13 protein-coding genes are annotated in these 21,698 nt (G+C 39.9%); 6 read left to right on the plus strand and 7 right to left on the minus strand.

Translation table 11 applies throughout. The annotated features are described in order from the left end of the window. Positions 1–6: 6 nt before the first annotated feature. From B3317_RS10085 to uvrB, 7 genes are all read right to left on the minus strand, one after another. Complete coding sequence (locus tag B3317_RS10085) at positions 7–2,325, minus strand: GH92 family glycosyl hydrolase (protein WP_291111112.1); 2,319 nt, start codon at positions 2,323–2,325, stop codon at positions 7–9. A gap of 15 nt (positions 2,326–2,340) precedes the next feature. Continuing rightward, positions 2,341–3,456 (minus strand): basic secretory protein-like protein, encoded by a 1,116-nt coding sequence (locus B3317_RS10090; RefSeq protein WP_291111114.1) that lies wholly within the window; start codon positions 3,454–3,456, stop codon positions 2,341–2,343. Positions 3,457–3,682: 226 nt separating this feature from the next. Beyond that, positions 3,683–5,305: a RagB/SusD family nutrient uptake outer membrane protein gene (locus tag B3317_RS10095; protein ID WP_291111116.1), complete on the minus strand. Its 1,623-nt coding sequence runs from the start codon at positions 5,303–5,305 to the stop codon at positions 3,683–3,685. A 27-nt stretch (positions 5,306–5,332) separates the two neighbouring features. Continuing rightward, the gene (locus B3317_RS10100) at positions 5,333–8,353 is read right to left on the minus strand and encodes a SusC/RagA family TonB-linked outer membrane protein (RefSeq protein WP_291111118.1); all 3,021 of its coding nucleotides are present in this window, start codon (positions 8,351–8,353) and stop codon (positions 5,333–5,335) included. 657 nt (positions 8,354–9,010) lie between these two features. Next, on the minus strand, positions 9,011–13,069 hold the full coding sequence (locus tag B3317_RS10105) for a two-component regulator propeller domain-containing protein (RefSeq protein ID WP_291111120.1): 4,059 nt from the start codon (positions 13,067–13,069) through the stop codon (positions 9,011–9,013). A 445-nt stretch (positions 13,070–13,514) separates the two neighbouring features. Further along, positions 13,515–13,772 (minus strand): hypothetical protein, encoded by a 258-nt coding sequence (locus B3317_RS10110; RefSeq protein ID WP_291111122.1) that lies wholly within the window; start codon positions 13,770–13,772, stop codon positions 13,515–13,517. Between the two features lie 403 nt (positions 13,773–14,175). Beyond that, entirely contained in the window at positions 14,176–16,191 is a 2,016-nt protein-coding gene (gene uvrB, locus B3317_RS10115; RefSeq protein WP_291111124.1) for an excinuclease ABC subunit UvrB, read from the minus strand. A 445-nt stretch (positions 16,192–16,636) separates the two neighbouring features. Here uvrB and B3317_RS10120 point away from each other — a divergent pair, with 445 nt between their 5' ends. From B3317_RS10120 to B3317_RS10145, 6 genes are all read left to right on the plus strand, one after another. Continuing rightward, complete coding sequence (locus B3317_RS10120) at positions 16,637–16,762, plus strand: hypothetical protein (RefSeq protein ID WP_291111126.1); 126 nt, start codon at positions 16,637–16,639, stop codon at positions 16,760–16,762. Positions 16,763–17,024: 262 nt separating this feature from the next. Continuing rightward, on the plus strand, positions 17,025–17,756 hold the full coding sequence (locus B3317_RS10125) for a lysophospholipid acyltransferase family protein (RefSeq protein ID WP_291111128.1): 732 nt from the start codon (positions 17,025–17,027) through the stop codon (positions 17,754–17,756). Between the two features lie 80 nt (positions 17,757–17,836). Then, the gene (locus B3317_RS10130; RefSeq protein WP_291111130.1) at positions 17,837–19,618 is read left to right on the plus strand and encodes an amino acid ABC transporter substrate-binding protein; all 1,782 of its coding nucleotides are present in this window, start codon (positions 17,837–17,839) and stop codon (positions 19,616–19,618) included. 2 nt (positions 19,619–19,620) lie between these two features. Then, entirely contained in the window at positions 19,621–20,343 is a 723-nt protein-coding gene (locus B3317_RS10135) for a porin family protein (protein ID WP_291111132.1), read from the plus strand. A gap of 1 nt (position 20,344) precedes the next feature. Continuing rightward, positions 20,345–21,031, plus strand: coding sequence for a class I SAM-dependent methyltransferase (locus B3317_RS10140; RefSeq protein ID WP_291111134.1), 687 nt, complete (start codon positions 20,345–20,347; stop codon positions 21,029–21,031). A gap of 84 nt (positions 21,032–21,115) precedes the next feature. Next, on the plus strand, positions 21,116–21,676 hold the full coding sequence (locus B3317_RS10145; RefSeq protein WP_291111136.1) for a cob(I)yrinic acid a,c-diamide adenosyltransferase: 561 nt from the start codon (positions 21,116–21,118) through the stop codon (positions 21,674–21,676). The last annotated feature ends 22 nt before the right edge of the window (positions 21,677–21,698 follow it).

Raw genomic sequence — 21,698 nt, forward strand, 5'->3', positions numbered from 1 at the left:
TATTGTCTATTTTGACAATGAATAAGGTTTCTCTTCTTCGCTGAATGTCCTTTTCTTATTAGGGGCAGCAGCCATTTCGAATGTCAGTTCCGCCCCGTTCTTTATGTCGTCATATGTGATATATGCCTTTGTATAAGGCTTTCCGTTCAGCTTAACCGATTTTACATAACGCATCTTGTCACTCACCTTATCTGCTTTTATTTCCAGATACTTTCCGTCACCCACCTTCACTTTCATGTAAGGAAAATACGGAGCGCCGAATACATATTCATTCGAACCCGGACAAACAGGATAGAATCCCATAGCCGAGAAGATATACCATGCCGACATCTGTCCGCAATCGTCATTTCCGCAAAGTCCGTCAATGGAATTACGGTACATACGGTTCATAATTTCGCGTACCCAATACTGAGTTCTCCATGGTTGTGAGGTCCATGCATATAAGTATGCTATGTGGTGACTGGGTTCATTGCCGTGTACATAGTTACCCATCACCCCTTCGCGGGTAACGTCTTCCGTATCGGCAAAGAATTCATCGGGTAAATGCATGGTGAAAAGAGAATCGAGGCGTTGTACGAATTGTTTATCTCCTCCCATCTGTTTAATAAGTCCCTTTACATCGTGCGGCACATAGAATGAGTAATTCCAGGAGTTTCCTTCGATAAAGCCCTCCCCGTGTGTACTCAGCAGATTGAACGGAGTCTTCCAGCGTCCGTCGCTGTATCGGGCACGAACAAATTCCAGCTCAGGATCAAAAACATTATGATAGTTCAAGGCCCTCTTTTTATAAGTATCTGTAGCCGCCTGATTATCCACTTTCAGAGCTGTATTGTAAATCGTCCAGTCGTCATATGAATATTCGAGTGTAATAGACGAACCGCTACCGTTTTTATCGAAAGGCACATAGCCTAATTTTTTATATTCGCCCGTTCCATCGTAATAATCGACATTCGAACTACTTATCATGGCTTCCAGTGCTTTTTGCTTATCAATATTCAGTCCTTTATCGATAGCATCGGCCAGTACCGATACGGAATGATAACCTATCATACACCAGTTTTCATTTCCCATATGCGACCATACAGGCAATGCCTTGTGTACACTCTGTTCATAATGGGCTATCATTGAGTTTACTATATCTACGCTTCTTTCCCTGTTGATAATATTGAATAGCGGATGAAGCGCCCTGTAAGTATCCCATACGGAGAAAATAGTGTAGTTGGTAAATCCTTTCGCCTGATGTATATTATGGTCTATACCGCGATATTGTCCGTCCACATCCTGATAAACCGACGGATTTATCATGGTATGGTAAAGGGAAGTATAGAACATTGTCTTCTTGTCGGCATCACCGTTTATATCTATCACATCCAGTTCTTTTTCCCATTTAGCCGAGGCTTCGGCGACAATTTTATCGAATGACTTTGTCGCTGCTTCCGCTTTCAGGTTCTTGAGAGCTCCCTCTGTGCTTACTGCCGAAAGGGCGACTTTCATTATAAGAGGTGAATTATCCGAACCGAATTCAAAATGGGCTACAATCTTACGGCCTGCTATTTCAGGGAAATTCTTATACAGATTAAATTTCCTCCAGAAACCTGTATATTTCGGTTTCTCACGATCTACATAGCCATAGTTTTTTATCGGCTTCGACAAAGATATGGCGAAGTAGGTATAATTTTCCCTCGACCAACCGTTGGTGATGCGATAGCCTGTAATCAGGGTGTCGTTCTCAACTCTGAGGCTTGCCCATAATACCTTTCCATCGTAATTATAGATGCCATGAACAAGGTCGAGCAATATCTTTTGTTCTTCGTTTTCGGGATAAGTATATTTATGCACTCCTACTCTTTCGGTAGCTGTCAATTGCGCTTTTACCTTATAATCGTCCAATACGACTTCGTAATAACCCGGATGGGAAACCTCCGTATCATGCGAATAGCTTGAACGGTAACCTGAACGGGGTTTATCGGCTACGCCGGGATTAAACTTCAGTTCACCTGTTACGGGTACAATGAGAATATCCCCGAGATCGGAATGCCCTGTTCCACTAAGATGCGTATGGCTGAATCCTACAATTGTTTTGTCGTCGTGCTGGTAACCTGCACAATACTTATAAGTATCTTTTTGATATACGCCATTTATACTATGAGGGATAGTATCCGTATCGGGGCTTAACTGGACAATCCCATGGGGCACGCATGCTCCCGGGAATGTATGTCCCATTTTTACCGTACCTATCATCGGATTGACAAAAGATACTTTGTCCTGCGCGGATACTATACCGCTCATAAGTAAGCAAGAAAGAGTGAGTGTGCTTAACTTCATTTGTATATTATTGAATTATTGTTTCTTCAGAAATTCCTGATATTCGTTCCATATTCCTTCGATACTGGCTTCGGGGCCGAAAACCAATTTTATAGCTCCGTCGAAGCTCCATACATCCATTTTTTCCACAGTAAGGTGGAACTTACGGATAGCATCCGGATCTTTCGTTGTAAGCCATTGGATAAAAAAGCCGGTGGTGCGGTAACCATCCATCCAATTACCGCCCGGCTTGCGTGTACTCATATCAAATAAACCGGCCTCAGCCCTTACGGCATCGGCTATTCCTTCTATACATGCCCAGAATGTTTTATTGTTTCCATAGTTACCAATTCCTTTAGGCTCATACTGGTAACCATGTGTAAGTTCGTGGTAAAGCACCCCGCGTGTTTCGAAATCAAGCTTGAAAAGGGATTCTTTCGCTGACTTTTCGATATGCTGTGTGCTGTAGAAAATATTGATGTTAGGGGTACTGCCTCCCTTTGCCGATACACCCGGTTGATCTTCCAGTGTATATCTGATGTTTCTTACATCGTTTATGCTGTCCTTGTCAGTATAGTATAAGATTTCAGCGACTTTACGGGCATGGTATTTTATATATTCATCGGGATTCTGCACCAATTGATTATATACTTTCGCGCCTTCCGTGTCGGGAGATTTTACCTCAAAATCTATATTCGGATAGTTGAAATCTTCCCATCCTGCCAGCATATTTCTGTCTGATAACAATACATCCGCTATAACCAGATTCTCTTTTTTATCCGCTGTGCCGGCTTCGAGCATATATTGTTTATATGCAGCCGGTTTTTGCGCGACGCATAATATTTCCTGAAAACGGGAGCAGAATTTCTGATCTTTCCGTTCGTCAACAATGGTCCATTTCTTTCCGTCATTGGAACCTTTCAGTACCCAGTTAGCCGGGTCGTGGGCGGGATTATCACCCGAAGAATATATTTTGTAGCTCAGTACAGGAGAGTTGTACGAGACCTGAAATGTCATTTTGTTAGTACCCGTTTTACCTATATAGTAGGTGGTGAGGTTGTTGTCTGTTAGTTGCGGATAATCTGTTTTAACTTCCTGACTCTGACAGGTCAGAAATGATAGCGCAAAAGCCAGAAATAAAATTCTTTTCATTATGTTTTCGTTATAGGGTTTAGATTTGATGCAAGTATAATTATTATAGGAAAAAGGTTAATTATCCTGTTCGGCAATAAAGGTATCCTGAAGAACTTATATAAGAATTACATCGTTATTTTCTGTGTATTATGATTTCAACAATAGTATTGAGGATTTGAGTCAAAAAAAAGAATCATCAGCAACTCTCTTCTCCAGAAAAGCTGCTGATGATATCTATCTAAAGTTAATTTGTATAACCAGGATTTTGTACCAAACCAGGATTTACCATCATCTGGTCGTAAGGAATCGGGAATAACAATAGATGAGAGCTATTTGTAGGAGTATGATCCCACCAACTTCCCGTAAGGAATTTTCCAAAGCGAATAAGATCAGTTCTTCTCTTTCCTTCGAATATAAATTCACGTCCTCTTTCAGCCAGAAGTTCATCCATAGTAAGAGTAGTAGTTGTATATTTCATTGCTGGCCAATCCGCTGCAGTAAAGGCTCTTTCCCTTGTCTCATTTATAAGGTCAACTGCTTCCTGAGTTGCAGTTCCTCCGTTTTTACGCATCAATGCCTCTGCTTTCATGTAATAAATCTCTGTTAATCGGTATAATACCCAGTCATTACTACAGAAGTAAGTTGAACCAAAGATATCTTCACGGTATTTGTGGAATCTGGCACCACTATTTTCCTCTCCGGTTGTCATACTAGACTCTGTTCCACCAGCCTTTTTCTTTCTTATCTCATTCACAAATACTAAAGGTTCATTAGCATATTCAACAGTACCGTTTTGAGGGATACTAGTACCGTATTGATATTGAGGGCCGATAAGCATCCATTCTTTCTTACGAAGGTCTCTGTCATCGAAAGCATCATAAGCTGTAGGAATAACTACAACACCATTATTACCATCACGGTTTCCTCCGTTTATATATCTTTGACGGAAATGATAAAAATCGCCGGACCATCCACAACGGGTTGTAGTCAACTGGTAATCATATGACATTACGAAAATATTTTCATACGAAGATGTTGTATTAGTCGTTGAATATGTAGTAAGGATATCTTCGTCCAATTTCATTGTTCCCAGTTGCGATCCTCCTTCTCCTGCAATAATCTTATTACAGTACGTGATACAATCATCCCACCGGGGAGTACCTGTATAGACTTCTGCATTGAGATATAAATCGGCTAGGAGAGCATAAGCTGCTGCCTTCGTCAAACGACCTGAATTCTTATTCGACATTAGTGGAATATCATTTATAACACTTAGAAGTTCCGACTCAACAAAATTAAATACTTCTTGTCTTGAGTTTGTTGGAGGATACTGAACTTCACCAACCGATGTCACAATAGGAACATTTCCCCATATATTCATTGCATTCAGGTAATAGTATGCTCTGTTAGCTTTCAATTCAGCAATATATGCCAGACGCTCAGCTTCAGTAATACCCATAGATGACGCTTCCCGGGCTTCAAGATTTTCTATTCCTGAATTACAAAAACCAAGTCCCATAAATATAAGATTCCAGCAACCCTTCACCTGATCGTGAGTAGTAGCCCATGTATGATAATGTAACTGTATCCATTTTGCATTATCATAACCATGTATTCCCTTTTGAGGCCAGGCTAATTGGTCTGCAGAGAGTTCGTTCAACCTCCATACATTTTCGCGGGACTGACAGACGAATGTAGCACCACTATGCGTATAAGGACGCAGCACAGCTGATATTACTTCTTCTTTACTTGTATAGAAATTTGTTGTTGTATGGTCATGATATACTGTCTCGTCCAGATTTGTACAGGAAATAAGAACGAGAGAGGATATAAATGCCATTGATATATAATTTACTATCTTTTTCATATTATTATTTTTTCAAATGATTTATAATCAGAATTGGATATTACAACCAATAGAAAAACTTCTTGTTACCGGAGAACTTACATAAGGAGCCATACTTGGAGATAATCCGGTATCGTCTAATTCAGGAGATTCTCCCGAGTAACTTGTAATATAGAACAAATCGCGGGCCGTAACATACACACGAGCTGAAGAAATATAAGGAATCTTCGGTAATGTATATCCTACTGTCAGATTATCTAATTTTACATAATTACCATTTTCCAAATAATAATCAGAATATTGATAGGACGCATCTACACCATCAGTAAAGACTGTTTTCAAAACATTATAACCACTCCTCAAAGTTTCTACATTTTCGTATGCCATTTTCTGACGGTTGAGGATATCAAAACCGAATTTGCCGATGAATCCGACAGTAAAATCAAAGTTTTTATAAAAAACAGTATTCACCAAACCGAGTCTCCATTTTGGAGCACCGTTACCAATCACAGTTTTGTCCGCATCTGTTATTTTATTGGCACTTACAGCCTCTCCGTCTTTATTGTAGAATAGCCAATCGCCATCGGCATCAAATCCTGCAAAACGCTTGCCCCAGAAATTACCTATTTCATCTCCCTCATATAAACGTACAGCATCACCTAACGCTCCATAGCCACCGATACCCCCGGTAGAATAGTAGTCTGCAGAATTTGCAGAGAATTTCTTCAGCTTATTGGTAAATATTTTTGATCCCGTAAAGGCGACATTCCAATTCAAATCCTTAGTCGATATAGCCGTAGCATTTAATGTAAGTTCAATACCATCACTTGATAAGGACCCGATATTGGTTGTGTAACTTCCATGAATATTAGAAGGCTGAGGAGCCAATACATTCTGAAGTAATAAGTCATCCGCCTCTCTCTTGTATAGGTCAATTGCTCCTTTAATACGATTGCCGGCTACGCCGAAGTCGATACCTATATTCCATTCCTTTTTGGTTTCCCATTTAAGATTCGGATTCGGATTCTTATTTGGCCCATAAGTTTGCTGCCATGTTCCATCGTCTGTCAGGTAAGGGTTGCCGGTACCAAGTGTTGAGATTGATTGGTATGGTCCGATCCCGGAGTTCCCGGTTTCTCCATAGCCAATTCTCAGTTTCAGATTTGATAGAGCAGAAACCGATTCCATAAAACTCTCATTGGAAACATTCCACGCCGCAGATATGGAAGGGAAATTACCCCATTTATTGTTCTTTCCAAATTTTGAAGAACCTTCGCGACGAAGCGATGCCTGAAGAATATACTTATTGTCAAAGATATAATTGACACGTCCAAAGAATGCAATTAATGTCTCAGATTCTTTATTACTAGCCATTCCTGCTTTTCCGGTCTTCAGATAGCTACCGGCGCCAAGGTCGTTTTCTCCTGTTGCATCATTAAGGAAGCCTGAATTGTTTGCTGAAAACTCTTCCCATACTGTATATTGATGGCTATAACCACCGACAATGGATACATTATGCTTATCTAGGAATAACTTGGAATATTCTGCTGTAGGCTCTACGGCGCTTTTATTTCTTACATAATGATATTTACTTGCATATCCACCACCTTCATAACTGTTAAGAGATGTTCTGGAATTTTGTTCATAATATACATTATCATCATAGCTATTGCGCGTCAAGCTACCGAACATAGAAAATTTAAGGTCTTTTATCGGTTCAAATATCAGTTTTGCATCAAGTCCCGACGTAATTTCATATCTTCTGTTCTTTTGTTCGAATAATCGTGCATACTTATTTTCATCAGAAGTAAGGTCTTCATAGAATGTTCCATCCTCATTGTACATCGGATTTGTAGGATTAGCTTTCAGGGCTGACTCCCAACCTTCATTTCCCAATCTGTTCATATTTTCCTGAATAAGGGAAATATTGGATTGGAATGTCAGCTTATCATTAAGTCCTATCGATGTTACCGAGAAACGCCCGCCCCATTGCTCTCTTGTGTTAGCTTTGCCTATACCACTCAGATTTCCATAGAATACAGAAGCTCTGTAGGATGTAGATTCCGAACCTCCGGTCACTGAGAAGTTATGATTCTGAGATAAATTATTTTTATCAATTATCTCGTCATACATATTCGTATTGCCTCCTCTATCATAGCTCGAAGGGTCATTACCTAAAGATGACATTGCAGATTTAAACTCATCTGCATTCATAAATTCAGGGGTATTAAATTTATAATACCTGCTGAAATAGGTAGAATATTCGAATCGAGGTGTTCCCTTTGTTCCTTTCTTAGTCGTAATAATGATAACTCCCGCATTTGCCCGAGAGCCATATATTGCAGCAGCAGAACCGTCTTTTAAAATATCCATAGATTCGATATCGCCCGGTTGTAATAGATTAAGATTTCCTCCGGGAACTCCATCTATGATAATCAGCGGGCTCTTATCTCCGTTAATAGAAACAACACCTCTCATCTGAACAGCAACTCCGGATGTAGGAGAGCTACCTCCCGTACGAGTTACAGACAAGCCTGCTACTCTTCCTTCCAGCAAACTCATAACATCACGATTAGCTGCACCTCCGTTATTAAAGTCTTCCGGTTTAATAGTTGAAATAGCAGTTGCAACATCAGATCGCTTCATTGTTCCATAACCGACAACAACGACATCGTCGAGTACCTTAGCATTTTCAACCATCACTATATCTAAGCTTGTTTTTCCTCTTAAAGCAATCTCTTGAGTATGAAATCCTACAAGAGAAAATACAAGAGTATGATTTCCATCGGGAATCCTTACAGAAAATCCCCCGTCTACATCTGTAATCGCACCGGTTGTAGTTCCTTTCACTACAACACTTACACCAATCAGCGGGTCTCCGCTTTGGTCTTTAACAGTACCTTTTACTGTTGTACTATTTTGTGTAATATTATTAGTGTCTTTTATATCATTTGCAGCTCCTGAAGCAAATGAATATTGAACAAGTATAAACATGAGTAGTAAAAAAAGTATCCGTCTACCATAGCTTTTGTAGTAGCATGTTGAAATTTTATCTACAAATTTTCTCATAATATAATTTTTATTAAGTTAACTGGGAATAAATACACACTTTACTTAGGAGATAATAAATACCTCAGTGCCTGAACATCATAAATAAAGGATTAGCTGGTTCTTCATAAATAAAGATTTTAAAGGGTTAATAATCAAATATGTTTGCCATGCATGAATACAATGGGCATCAGAAGGTTATTCAGAAAATTTCGCACACAAAAAAACCTTATTCCAGAAGGTTTTTAACTTTCTGAAATAAGGTCAATGATTTTTTAACGTATAAAAATGCGGAACAAATAGATTTTTTAAATCCCTGTTCTGCTAAGATTAAACTATTTTTTAGTAAATTACGTCTCTCTCTCTCTCTCTAGCAAAATACAGCTAAACACCAAATTTCCAGAAGAAAAAATGCTGTTAATTATTGCCGTATTTTGTAATACTTTGAACATATATACTGTTAGCTTTATAGAAAATATATATCCTTTTAAAGAAATATCTCCATTGTTCTTTACTTGTGGGTATCAGAAACAATCATTTGCAATGTTAATTAATATAAAAACGTTTTAAATTATCCTCTTTGCGCAAATAAGTATCCCAATCCGCCAATGGCGGATTGGGATACTTATTTGGTATATTAAGATACTAACCCAAGATTTCTCCGGGAATCACGTCAGATCACTTGCGCAGCCGGTATTCTTTGGGGGTCATATTGTACTTTTTCAGGAATTCGCGGTAGAAGTATGACTTATTGTTAATCCCTACTTTATACATGATTTCCTGAATGGTGAGGTTCGTTGTAATAAGCAGCTTGGCAACTTGTGTAAACCTATAATCTTTAATGAAATCGTTAGGGGAGAGTGTTGTTATTTTCTTGAATTTACGATAAAGGCTACGGGTGCTCATATTCAATTTTTCAGCGATGAATTCGGGCCGCAGGTTCTCTTCTTCCATATTATCCGATATAATATCGATGACAGAATCCATGAAAGCTTTATCTTCCTGATGAATCAATTGCCCGTCTGAATACTTATACGCACTTTCGGGTGAATAGAAGTAGTCCTTCAATTCATCTTTCACCACCAATAAACGGTTTATAACCGAACGAAGCACAAGAGGCGAAAAAGGTTTGGTCAGATAAGCGTCTGCTCCTATATCGAGGCCCTCGGCCTGTTCTTTCTCACTGATTTTAGCCGATACAATTACGAGCGGTATATGTTTTGTAAATTTATCATTCTTCAGGTTGTTTATGAATTCCAGACCATTCATTCCCGGCATCATAATATCAGTAATAATAAGAGAAGGAGTTTCCGATTCTATTATTTTGAGGGCTTCGGGAACATTATAGGCACTTCTGATATAATAGTTGTCGGATAAAATATCTGAGATGAGCCACACTATATCCTTATTATCATCAACAATCAGTATAGTCTGCTTTTCACCCGGGGGTTGTATCAACGAATCTGTATCTACAGGGTAACTATCCTCATTATCTGCCGGTTGCTCTTTATCTGTTACCTGAAGAGCCGGCAATACGACCATAAATTCGGCAAATTTACCGACTTCACTCCTGACCGAGATATTTCCACCAAGAGACTCTACTATATCATGGCAGATGGATAGCCCCAGTCCGTGCCGTGATGTCATTAGTGGATAGGAGTTATCCACCTCCGTATTTTCAAGTACGCCGTAGCGATCGAATATGGACGATATGTTTGACTCTTCTATACCCTGTCCTGTATTGTATACACGGAGGGTAAGTTCCTCTTCATTTATTTCTGCGGATATTTTCACCTCACCCTCCTCCGTAGTATATTTAAAGGCATTAGAAACCAGATTTACCAAGACCCGGTTGAAGCCGAATATATTCGTATTCCAATATAAATCGTCAGGCATTGAGACTTCAAATATTATGCTGTTTTCTTCTGCAATAGGAATGAACCACTCCATTTGCTTTCTCACCAAATCTGAAACCGAAGCCTCTTCGATATAACTAAAGTCGAACTTACCCTCTTCCATCTTCCTGAAATCGAGAATCTCCTGTATCAGTCCACTCAGGTTAGCCACATTGTCTCGTAATATACCTGTATATTTACGGATATTCTTATCCACTTCGGCCGACTTCTCAATATAGTCCGTTACCCCTTTTATCACTGTCAGAGGAGTACAGAATTCATGAGTAACATTAGTAAAGAAATTTAGTTTTGCCTCCAGTAGCTTTTCTTTCTGTTCCTCATTTATCTTCTGTGCAATCTGTATTTGCTTATCCATTATTCGTTTACGGATAAGGTATATAATATAAGAGCAGATGAGGACAAACACCACTACATATGCCAGATAAGCCCAGCCGGTCAGATACCATGGCGGCAGCTTCCTTATTTTCAATGAATAGTACTTCTCTTCCGAGTCAAACACATCATTTTTATACTTGACCTTCAGTACATATTCACCATGTGGCAGATTAGTGAATGTAACTTCATTTGTTTTCTGAAGTTCAGTCCATGCTGTATTATAGTTTTCCAGCAGGTAAGAGTATTCATAATTTTCGCCGTTTATATAATCCGTTGCAACAAAAGAAATGGTAAATGAAGAAATATTGGACCCTATCTCCAGATATCCGTCTTTTTTGTTTGTGTAATCATATAGAGAGCGGCTTTCACCTGCTATCTGCAAGTCGAAGAAGTAGAGGTCGGGTTTATAATTGCTTTGCAGATTGACTTCTTTAGGCTCTACCCATGTAAGCCCGTTTATTCCGCCGAAGAAAAGCCGTCCGGTTTGCGGACATTTCCAATAGGCATCGTCGGAAAACTCTGTCACCTTGAGATCGGGATATGAGTAATTATGAAAAAAGTCGTTGTGCGGATTGTATTTTATCAGGCCTTTGTTTGAGCTCAACCAGATACACCCATCGGCATCTTCGAGTATTCCATGAATCATATCATTAATCATGCCATTCCTCCGGTCAAACTGCTTAATTAGCGTATTGCCATCCTTTAGAAACTGTATCCGGGTCATTCCTGAACTGGCTCCTATATAAAAGGTAGAATCTTTGCTCTGATAAACACATAATACATCTCCGATAGCAGTATTCTCAGCATTTTTCATCTGGATGAAATCATACTGCTTACTTCTTATATTATAACGCGCCACGCCATAGCCTCCCCGGCTTCCGATGAATAGAGTAGATGCTCCGTCATAAAACATGGAATGGAATTCAACGCAGGTTTTATCTCCTTTTTTCAGAATGTATTCATTCACTGATTTAACCGAAAGGCGGGAATTTTCATCTTTTATGATAACTTCGAGCAAACCATTACCGGCCGTCGCCATCCATAGAGTAGAATCATTCACTTCACAAATCGAATGAACTTTCCCGATTGCACTCCCATTCTCCTCCAATAAAGATTTTATCGTGTTATCCTTATATGAGTAATAGGAGAAACCCGGTCCTTCGGTTCCTATCCAGAGTATATCCCGATATTTACTTCTCAAAAAACAAAATACAAGATTGCTCGATAGCCCGTTGGCAGTTGTATAATTTACAAACTGGGACTGGGATACTTCACGCTGGTTATGTTCATCATAATTCTTGATCCGCATTATGCCATCACCTTTCGTTCCCACCCAAAGGTTCTGTGATTCATCTGCATAAATGGACCTGACAGGCTTTTGAGTTCCTGAAAAAAAGTTATCGAATATAATGTTTCCGAACAGATCGTGTCCCTGATAATACATTTGTACCCCTCTCCCATCAGTACCAATCCAGAGCACATCCTGCTTCTTATCTTTCAGCAAACAGAATACCCTTATCCCGAGATATACGGTTTCAGGTTTATATTCATTCTCTACATCCAACCTTATCAGCCCATTATCATTGAAGGAGACAAACAAATCGGATTTGAAAGAAATCACCCGGGATATCCCTCCGTATTTTCCTATCAGCGATGATAAATCCGTAATCAGTATCCTCTTATTATCTGAGAGATCGTACAGATAGAGTTTCCTGTCGGCGCTTACATAATAAATCTTGTTATCTTCATAGTAAGCATTTATTATACTTTTATCGTGGAGTAATGATTCATTAATCTGCAATCTGATATCATTTTTTTTCGATGCGCCGGCGATTTCTATATTCTTCAGTTTTCCATCGGCAGTAACCATATAGAGTTCGTCATCACCACCGACAAACAGCGCCTTCACGTTAGCCATGTCAGCCCCCGGCAAATGAATATCTGTAAAATTCTTATCCTCCCGGTTATAGTGGGATATATAGTTCTTTTTACTTATAACCCATGTATTTCCTTTCTTATCCGCCGCCAGAAGCTTGGCTTCCGGCAATTCGGGATATGATTCTATAACTTTTCTTTCTTTCAGCGAAAACTTATTAAGTCCCAGGAATGTAGATATCCACAGGCTGCCTTCGTCTGCTTGTGTGATATTATGAATAATATTGCTGCACAAGGAGAACTCATTATCGAATTCAGACCTGTAAACAAAGGTATTTTTCCCGTTATACAGATTCAATCCATCGTATGTACCAAACCACATATAACCATCTTTGTCCTGATACATGCAAAGAATCGCATTATTCGACAAATCGAGTTTATCGGCTCTATGTAATGTATATGATGCATAGGTCAGGAAAATATTAGTTAGAAGGAGAGCTGCCAACAAATAAAACTTCCTGAAATCCCTGATATTTTTTCTATTACTAAATTGATAAAGCAGATATTTCATAACCATGGATTGATAAAAGGGAGATTCTTTTTTACAAAAATACAATTTACATTCGGATAAATTAAAAAATATACTTTTTCGAAAAAAATATTTATAATCACGCACAAAGACAACACAACTATATTTCCGCTTTGTCAATCAGGTAAAAAGCCATTGAAAACACCATAAAAAAAATGCCCCCTTTAATATTCCGGGGGCATCCTGACAAGACAACGATCTACTTACTTATTTACAATCGATTGCTTAAACTTACATACATCATTGGTGAGAGAATAGTGTTTATTATAATTCTATATCACTTGAGGCATTGTACAACGAATAAATTATAAATAACCAACAAAGTATATAAAACCCAAAGAATCCCCACAAAATTATAGAATATGGCATTTTTTTTAATGAGAAATATTAAAGAAACTCCACCCGGAGCTTGTTATATATAAATTAATTAATTGTTTTCAGTAATATATGCACCGACACAGATATTATCTTTCATTTTACATGTAATTATACAATCCTCTTCGCGGAGTTCTATCAGAAACCGCTTCCTGTCTTCTTTATATGGATATTTTATATTAAACCACCTGAATTTTTTAATAAAGTCGCTGAGAAGCATACCATTATATCTATCTGTCGGAATATGGCAAGGCTCATAAACGTTCAATAAGCCGTTTTGAATTTCTGTAAAGTCGGTTATCGTTTCCATAAATGTAGTTTTAGTCCTTCAAAAATAAGTTCAATGTTTTATATACACAACAATATTAAAATATAATCCGATTTTTAGCTTTATAAAATGTAATTTCAAAAAAACAGATAAAAAATCATGCTTTTCTGATAAAATAAGTTAATTTCAGATATTCTCGATAAAAGAGAAAACTTATGAGTGAAGTGGTTGAAAAGAAGAATACGACACATCAGGGTAGAAATATCCGGTTTGCCGGAGAATTTAAAGGTCTATATCAACAAGATTCCGAGGATAAAAATAAATAAGAAATATTGGACCGGATTGCACTTGCTTTAAATGCAAATGCAGATTTCTTGAAGAAGAGTAAAGAATGCGAATCAAGGAGTAAGATTATTCTGAAAATGATTGTTAGCTTTTTTGGATATTATTTTTTCGCCTTCAACTCATCTTCCAGCCTAATCACCTGATCCCTGAACTGGGCAGCTTCCAAAAACTCGAGTTTCTTAGCGGCAGCCGACATCTGCTTACGTGCTTTTTCAATCGCCTTTTTGAGCTCATCTTTCGTCATATATTGTATTTTGTCTTCCGATGCTATAGCTATAGATGAATCCTGAGTGTATGATTTCACCGAGAATTGTTCCTCTTTACGCAGGCTGAAGACCGACGTACGCGCCTTGCGTATTTGCTGCGGAGTAATACCATGTTCCTTATTGTAGGCCATCTGTATCTCGCGGCGGCGGTTGGTTTCATTTATGGTCTTCTCCATGCTCTCCGTAATTTTATCCGCATAGAAGATTACTTTCCCGTTTACATTACGGGCGGCACGCCCGACCGTTTGAGTCAGAGAGCGGTGGGAACGCAAAAATCCTTCCTTATCGGCATCCAGGACAGCGACAAGTGAGACTTCGGGTAAGTCGAGTCCTTCACGCAACAGATTTACTCCGACCAATACATCGAACTCCCCGCTGCGTAAGTCATCCATTATCTGCACACGATCCAGTGTATCCACATCGGAATGGATATAGCTGCACTTCATTCCATTATTTGAGAGATAGGCGGTTAACTCTTCTGCCATTCTTTTAGTCAAGGTGGTGACAAGTGTACGTTCGTTCTTATCCACCCGTGTTTGTATTTCTTCCATCAGGTCGTCTATCTGATTCAGACTCGGACGGACGTCAATAGGAGGGTCCAGCAAGCCTGTCGGCCGTATCAGCTGTTCAACGACAATTCCTTCCGATTTCATCAGTTCGTAATCAGCCGGAGTCGCACTTACATATATCGTTTGAGGTACAAGCGATTCGAATTCTTCAAATTTCAGGGGCCTGTTATCCAATGCTGCAGGCAAGCGGAAGCCATATTCCACCAGATTCTCTTTGCGTGAGTGGTCGCCACCGTACATCGCCCGTATTTGAGGAATGGTTACATGACTTTCATCTATTACAAGCATAAAATCCTCAGGGAAGAAGTCCAAAAGGCAGAACGGACGCGTACCCGGTTTACGATTGTCGAAATAACGTGAATAATTTTCTATACCTGAGCAATGTCCTACTTCACGGATCATTTCCAGATCATATGTCACGCGTTCATAAAGCCGTTTTGCCTCCAGTTGTTTACCTATAGACTGCAGGAAATCGACCTGACGTCCAAGGTCTATCTCTATTTCGGCAATAGCCCTCACCATCCGGTCTTTGGTAGTCACGAAAAGATTGGCAGGATAAATACGAAAATCGTCATACTGATCTATCTTAACACCGCTCAACGGGTCGAGGCACTCTATACTCTCTATTTCATCCCCCCAAAATACGACCCTTACAATAGGGTCGCCATAGGCGAGAAATACATCGACTGTATCCCCTTTTACCCTGAAATTCCCGGCCTTAGGCTCAATCTCATTACGGGAATACAGAGCGCTGACCAGCCCACGCAGAAACACATCGCGCACAAGCTTCTGACCGACATGTATAGAGATGGTCGAATTTTCAAAATCCTCCGGGTTTCCCATACCGTAAAGGCAGGAAACGGAAGATACCACGATTACATCGCGCCGTCCCGACAGTAAGGATGTAGTCGTTGCCAGCCGGAGTTTCTCTATCTCTTCATTTATGGAAAGGTCTTTTTCTATATATGTATTTGTGGAAGGAATATACGCCTCGGGCTGATAATAATCATAATAAGAGACAAAATATTCAACCGCGTTGTCAGGAAAAAAAGTCTTAAACTCACTGTATAACTGGGCTGCCAAAGTCTTGTTATGGCTAAGTACCAAAGTAGGCTTACTTACATTCTGAATAACATTAGCAACCGTAAAGGTTTTACCTGAGCCTGTCACTCCGAGCAATGTTTGTGAAGGTATATTTTGTATAATACCCTCCGACAGAGCAGCAATTGCAGCAGGCTGATCTCCGGTGGGGTTATAGTAAGAGGTTAATTTGAAATCCATCGTTCTGTATCTTTCGGAATTCCAAAGGTAATAAGAATTATGTAGTTACATTTTTAATTCGCGTCTATTAACATTCATGCAAACCAGTAGTTAAATTATTAATACCAATCAGTAGTTGAAATGATTATTGTAGTAAAAGACGTTCAATTATTCTATGCATTTTTTCTACGCGGAATTAAAATTCCTTGTGTTCCTTTTGGCCAATGCCCCAAAAGGAACCAAAAGTGCTTTAGCACCCCGCTTCAAAGGCCGACCCGTTAACAGAAGAGACGGCTAAACGAAAAAACTCGCTCTAAGGTTTGTATAATCCGAATCGTCAGATAAGCTCAAACACGTTTTCGTTTTTTAGCCTTTCTCTCCTGACGGGTGCCCGTCCGTGAAGCATACGGCGCCTGCTGACGCGTATTTATTCATCAAAGGGCTTGGCTTACTAAGGCGCCAGCGGATGCGCATTAGTGACGCAGGCGGGTACCTGTCCGGTGCAGTCGGCGAAGAAAGAGACTGGGCGATAGCCCGTTTGTCACTTTCAGCCGGCAAACCGTTGACAGGTCGCCGAGGAAAGGAGCGCTAGCCTTTTGGTTCGTTTTGGGCAATGCCAAAATGAACATTCAGACGCAACGAAGTGTAGTCAATAATAATCCAACGTTAAAACTCAACCACTGATTCGTATTAATAATCACAGGAACCAAGAGTATGTATAATTTCCGGTATACTCAGGTCAGATAAATATTTTTGAGAATCTTTCTATATCCGGAACAACTTCGTAGGAAAAACTTAAATGCACTCTTAATTAAAAAATGTATTTTTGCATATTGAACCAGAATATCATGATTATGAAGAAAGTTATTCTCTTTCTGTACCAGTTGTTCATCTTCGCCCCTATTTTTGTATTGGCGACTATTATTACGGCTGTCACAGTTATGATTGGCTGTCTTATAGGTGACCGGACATTTTGGGGTTATTATCCGCCTCGTCTTTGGAGTAAACTGGCCTGCCGGCTGGCCTTATGCCGGATTAAGGTGGTCCGTCACGGGAAACTCGACCCAGCTCAATCATATGTATTTATACCCAATCATCAGGGAGCTTTCGATATTTTCCTTATATACGGGTACCTGAACCAGAATATAAAATGGGTACAGAAACAGGAGTTACGCAAAATACCATTTGTAGGCAAGGCTTCGGAAATTGCAGGCCATGTATTTGTAGACCACTCCAACCTGAAATCGAGGAAAGAAACTATTATCAAAGCCGAAGAGCAGCTTGGCGAAGGCTCTTCGATGGTAATATTCCCCGAAGGAGCGAGAACGGATACCGGCAAAATGGGAAGGTTCAAACGCGGAGCATTCGTTATTGCAAAAGAAATGGGGTTACCTGTTGTACCGGTTACAGTAAACGGGCCATATGACCTGATGAAAATAAACACATACCTCATCAATCCATGTAAACTTGAACTAATCGTCCATGAGCCCATTTCTACAGATAATCTTAGTGATGAGAATATGTCGCAGTTTATTGACAACTGCCGGGAAATCGTATATTCCGGATTATGGGAAAAATATAGATAACAAAGACTAATAAAAAACGTTATATCTGAATACGAAGCCATTTTTTTGTATTTTTGTGCCTTTACTTAACAACAATCAGCATGAAATCTAAATTTAAGAATATACTATTCCTATCATTGATTCTGTTAGCTGCATCTGCATTGAACTTGTCTGCTGAAGGATATAACGATTCGAATATAGTGGGTGTCACAGCTACTGCGCAAGCGCCGGATGCTGTTATCACACATACTGTAGTGAAAGGAGAAACCGCATACTCCATAGCCGCTGCGTATAACACCACCGTGCAATCTATTTACAAACTGAATCCGAAGGCCGAAAAGGGAATAAAGGCGGGAGATAAGCTGAAAATAGAGAGAGTGAGGAAAGTGACAAATTACAGCAGCCACCTGATCGAGGCGAAAGAAACGCTCTATTCCGTATCGCGGATGTATCATATATCCGTGGACGACCTCAAAAATGCAAATCCGGGACTGGACGAAAAAACATTCAGCAAGGGTAAAACCATCCGTGTACCGATGTTTACAGGCGAAACCACAGCCATATCCGCAACTGCAACAAACGGAGGATATGCAAGCCCGAATATGGAATACAAAGTACAGAAAGGCGAAACATTATACAGTATCGGTAAAAACCAGGGCATATCCGTAGAAGCTCTCCTTAATTCAAACCCTTCACTGAAAGACGGCGGATTGAAAGAGGGAATGACACTGATTATCCCCAAAAGACAGATACAGGAGCCAAGGATGACCGTCAATGAACAAAAAGCTGTACGCGTAGAGACTCCTTATGCTACAAAAGGAGAAACAGTACGCGTAGGAGTATTGCTTCCGTTCCTTGACAGGAATGGCAGTATTCAGAAAGAAAAACTGGCAGAATATTACGAAGGTTTCCTGCTAGCCGTTAAAGAGATGAAGGACAAGGGCCTGAATGCAGAAATATATGCATTCGACATTGGCGCGGAAAAAAACACAAAGAAACTCGAAAGCCTTTTGGGTACAAACGAAATGAAGAATCTCCATCTTGTGATCGGAGGCGTATCGAAGCAGCAGATAGATGTATTGACCAAATTCTCTAAGAAAACCGGGATTAAATACGTGATACCTTTCGGTTCGACAAATGACATCGAAAATACACCGACATTATTTCAGATGACTACATCCCACTCCAGCCTGTACACTGAAATATCATCCGCATTCAAGGACAAGTTCAGGGACTACAATATAATTTTCGTATCCGAAGCGGGCTCTGACAATGATAAATCGGACTTTACAAACAATCTGAAAAAGGAGTTATCGAAATCAAATATCCCGTTCAAGTCTACCGTAAGCTCCGACAATCTGATTACAGATATAGGGAATGTGATGGAAGGTACGAGAAAGAACATACTGATTCCTACTTCCTCGTCAGAAATCACGCTGCGTAAAATACTGGCTGCAATGAATTCACTTACTGCAGAAGCAGTAACCCTCTTCGGCTATCCTGAGTGGCAGACATATTCACAACATACGAGCGGGTTGCATAAATACGACTCTTATATTTATAGTATATTCTTCCTCGATGAGCAACAAAATGACGTCAAAGACTTTGTAAGCGAATACAAAAAATGGTACAATAAAAACCTTATAAATTCATATCCCAAATACGGATATCTGGGATACGACGCAGGACTTTACTTCCTGACAGCTCTCAACAGATACGGCAGCGACTTTGAGAACAACATATCTAACCTAAAAGTCCCTACCCTGCAATCAGCTGCGCACTTCCAACGCGTAAACGACAGGGGAGGATTCATCAACAACGGGTTATACCTTATCCGGTATAAAGCAGGGTCAGGCATTGAAAAAACAGATATCAGCAGATAAAAATGACAAACAGATTCTTTATCCTATTATTGTTATCGTCACTCTTTACCGTTGTTGCAAACGGACAGGATAAAAAGTTCGAACCTGAGTGGAACATAGGTGTCGGATTCGGTCCTACACTTTCATCTGTCAGTTTCGACCCCAACAGGGCGCTCAATTACGGGGGGACTATAAGTACCAAAAACCTCCAGCAGTATTCCGGAGGACTTGCTATACGCTATATTTCCGAAAAGAATCTGGGGCTTATAGCCGAACTAAACTATTCTCAACAAGGATGGGAGCAATACTTCGAGCCGAGCGAATCGGGAGAACCATCCCCATACCAGCATTCCCATCAATTAAATTATCTCGAACTGCCTATACTTACCCATATCTACTTTGGAAATAAGGTACGCGTCTTCTTCAATCTGGGACCCAAGCTCAGCTTCCTTATCAGCGACAGCGAAAAGATGAACCAGGCCCTATCCGACGCACTGTCAGGCGGCGAGTTGGGTACTTCCTTTATGACATATCAGTATTACCGTAAGCCCGAAAGAAAGATAGATTACGCCCTTATGGGGGGTATGGGGCTCGAATTCAGGTCGGGTATCGGCCATTTTGCATTAGAAGGACGATATACATTCGGCCTTGGGGATATTTACAAAAACAGTAAATCCGATTTTTTCAACCGCTCTGCCAACAGGGTTATTTCCGTTAAGTTGACCTACTACGTTAAGCTATTCTGATATGCCGCGCATATACAAACTTTCAAGGACAGGATTGAAATTATTATATAAAGTACGCCATCACCGGGGACATGGCATACACTCCCCCTTTGTGTTCAATCTGGTGACAAAGGTAATAGAAGAAAAAGCACCCTATCACGCTTATGACGATATAAAATTCGCACTCGACAGCCTGACAGAAAAGCATTTCAAGCTAAATAAACAGAATAAGCTGATGTTTAAACTGGCAAATCATTTCGAGGTAAAACGGGTTCTGGAAATCGGTTCCGGCTTTGGAGTCAACACACTCTGCCTGACTGCGCCGTCTTCCAATATAGAATGTACATGTGTCGAGATATCGGAACAAAAAGCAGCGCTGGCCCGGAAATTGTACCATAACTGGGCAAGAAAGATAAATCTGCATACAGAAGCGGCATTACCCGTTTTAGCAGATAAACAGGACTGTATATTGATCGACCTTAACAATTATAATCATCTGCCGGCGGATATAAACAGGTACTTGCTGGAGCTGTCACACGAAAAAACATTCATTATTGTGAAAGGTATCCGAACAAACAAACGCTATCAGATGTTATGGAGAAGTATTTTAAATACAGAGTCGCGGACAGCTGTACTCGATCTGTTTAATACCGGAATCTTATTTTTCGACAAACAGTTGTACAGATGGAATTATCAGATAAGTTTTTAAGTAACTATTAGAGATTTATTTGTTTGGCAAGGCAATAAAACAGATACAGCATTCGTATTTACTATCTAAACAGATCATTGATAAATGAAAAAAAGCTTGGTATATACAAAAACCGGAGATAAGGGAACAACTTCCCTTGTCGGAGGGAAACGGGTAGTTAAATCCCATGTAAGGCTCGAAGCCTATGGAACTGCCGATGAACTGAATTCCTTTGTGGGATTTCTGACAGAAGAGATAGACGATGAGCACGATTTGGAAACATTATCATATATCCAGCACAAATTGTTTACAGTAGGTTCATATCTCGCCACTGAAACCGAGGCCATTCCCCCTAAGGCAGCAAGTATCATTACAGAAAAAGATATTGCGCTGCTGGAAAACGAAATGGACAGGATGGACAGTGAACTACCTCCTCTTCGCCAATTTGTATTACCGGGAGGAAGTGAGTCCGCATCAAGGGCACATATATGCCGGACAATCTGCCGGAGAACTGAGCGTTGTATATACCGGGTGAAGGAAGAATTTCCGGTGGATGAGCACGTGCTAATGTTTGTAAACCGGCTTTCAGATTACTTTTTCTTACTAGCCAGGAAGGAAAGTAACAAGAAAGGAAAAGAAATATTTTGGAATCAGAGTTTGATATAAGAAATAAAGTTCTATTTTTGCG

This window comes from Dysgonomonas sp. UBA7710, from assembly GCF_002482385.1.
In the GTDB taxonomy this organism is placed as follows: domain Bacteria; phylum Bacteroidota; class Bacteroidia; order Bacteroidales; family Dysgonomonadaceae; genus Dysgonomonas.

Excerpts from the sequence above, each read along its gene's own strand:
- B3317_RS10085 (WP_291111112.1), bottom strand. The coding sequence starts at position 2,325 with ATGAAGTTAAGCACACTCACTCTTTCTTGCTTACTTATGAGCGGTATA.
- B3317_RS10090 (WP_291111114.1), bottom strand. The coding sequence starts at position 3,456 with ATGAAAAGAATTTTATTTCTGGCTTTTGCGCTATCATTTCTGACCTGT.
- B3317_RS10095 (WP_291111116.1), bottom strand. The coding sequence starts at position 5,305 with ATGAAAAAGATAGTAAATTATATATCAATGGCATTTATATCCTCTCTC.
- B3317_RS10100 (WP_291111118.1), bottom strand. The coding sequence starts at position 8,353 with ATGAGAAAATTTGTAGATAAAATTTCAACATGCTACTACAAAAGCTAT.
- B3317_RS10105 (WP_291111120.1), bottom strand. The coding sequence starts at position 13,069 with ATGAAATATCTGCTTTATCAATTTAGTAATAGAAAAAATATCAGGGAT.
- B3317_RS10110 (WP_291111122.1), bottom strand. The coding sequence starts at position 13,772 with ATGGAAACGATAACCGACTTTACAGAAATTCAAAACGGCTTATTGAAC.
- uvrB (WP_291111124.1), bottom strand. The coding sequence starts at position 16,191 with ATGGATTTCAAATTAACCTCTTACTATAACCCCACCGGAGATCAGCCT.
- B3317_RS10120 (WP_291111126.1), top strand. The coding sequence starts at position 16,637 with ATGCGCATTAGTGACGCAGGCGGGTACCTGTCCGGTGCAGTCGGCGAA.
- B3317_RS10125 (WP_291111128.1), top strand. The coding sequence starts at position 17,025 with ATGAAGAAAGTTATTCTCTTTCTGTACCAGTTGTTCATCTTCGCCCCT.
- B3317_RS10130 (WP_291111130.1), top strand. The coding sequence starts at position 17,837 with ATGAAATCTAAATTTAAGAATATACTATTCCTATCATTGATTCTGTTA.
- B3317_RS10135 (WP_291111132.1), top strand. The coding sequence starts at position 19,621 with ATGACAAACAGATTCTTTATCCTATTATTGTTATCGTCACTCTTTACC.
- B3317_RS10140 (WP_291111134.1), top strand. The coding sequence starts at position 20,345 with ATGCCGCGCATATACAAACTTTCAAGGACAGGATTGAAATTATTATAT.
- B3317_RS10145 (WP_291111136.1), top strand. The coding sequence starts at position 21,116 with ATGAAAAAAAGCTTGGTATATACAAAAACCGGAGATAAGGGAACAACT.